This window comes from Pseudoalteromonas byunsanensis (assembly GCF_001854475.1).
Taxonomy (GTDB): Bacteria; Pseudomonadota; Gammaproteobacteria; order Enterobacterales; family Alteromonadaceae; genus Pseudoalteromonas; species Pseudoalteromonas byunsanensis.
Map to the genome: position 1 here is coordinate 1 of NZ_MNAN01000017.1, position 1,379 is coordinate 1,379.

At 46.3% G+C, this 1,379-nt stretch carries 1 rRNA gene; it reads right to left on the reverse strand.

The features are described from left to right. Positions 1-1,156: ribosomal RNA gene (locus BIW53_RS02105) — 23S ribosomal RNA — on the reverse strand; the annotation flags it as partial. Positions 1,157-1,379: the final 223 nt, after the last annotated feature.

Consider the following 1,379-nt stretch of genomic DNA (forward strand, 5'->3'; position numbering starts at 1 on the left):
ATTCGCAGCCGCAGCTTCGGTGGTATGTTTAGCCCCGTTACATCTTCCGCGCAGGCCGACTCGACTAGTGAGCTATTACGCTTTCTTTAAAGGGTGGCTGCTTCTAAGCCAACCTCCTAGCTGTTTTAGCCTTCCCACATCGTTTCCCACTTAACATACACTTTGGGACCTTAGCTGGCGGTCTGGGTTGTTTCCCTCTTCACGACGGACGTTAGCACCCGCCGTGTGTCTCCCGGATATTACTTTACGGTATTCGGAGTTTGCAAAGGGTTGGTAAGTCGGGATGACCCCCTAGCCTTAACAGTGCTCTACCCCCGTAAGTATTCGTCCGAGGCTCTACCTAAATAGATTTCGGGGAGAACCAGCTATCTCCCGGTTTGATTAGCCTTTCACTCCTAGCCACAGGTCATCCCCTAACTTTTCAACGTTAGTGGGTTCGGTCCTCCAGTTGATGTTACTCAACCTTCAACCTGCCCATGGCTAGATCACCGGGTTTCGGGTCTATACCTTGCAACTAAGCGCCCAGTTAAGACTCGCTTTCGCTACGGCTACCCTATTCGGTTAACCTCGCTACAAAATATAAGTCGCTGACCCATTATACAAAAGGTACGCAGTCACACCACGAAGGTGCTCCTACTGCTTGTACGTACACGGTTTCAGGTTCTATTTCACTCCCCTCACAGGGGTTCTTTTCGCCTTTCCCTCACGGTACTGGTTCACTATCGGTCAGTTGGGAGTATTTAGCCTTGGAGGATGGTCCCCCCATATTCAGTCAAAGTTTCACGTGCTCCGACCTACTCGATTTCACTTTAGATAAGTTTTTGTGTACGGGACTATCACCCTGTTTCGTCATACTTTCCAGAATGTTCCACTAACTACACTAAAGCTTAAGGGCTGGTCCGATTTCGCTCGCCGCTACTTTCGGAATCTCGGTTGATTTCTTTTCCTACGGGTACTTAGATGTTTCAGTTCTCCGCGTTCGCCTCATATGGCTATGTATTCACCATATGATACCTGCAAGCAGGTGGGTTTCCCCATTCGGAAATCCTAGTCTCAAGCGCCTCTTACTGGCTCAACTAGGCTTATCGCAAGTTAGTACGTCCTTCATCGCCTCCAACTGCCAAGGCATCCACCGTGTACGCTTAGTCACTTAACCATACAACCCAAAGTAGTTTTTCTTCGCTTTTGTGTTTTATACTGCGTTCTTTAACATTTTTACTTGGTCACATAACACGTTATGCTCCCGTCGATAAAAATATTAAACGCCTTGTCTAAAAAACAAAATCATTGAAAAATATCTAGTTTGACATTGTATATTCAAAGACTGATTTCAACTTCGCCAGAAGTTAATATTGAATACTAAAGTAGATGCTAATTAA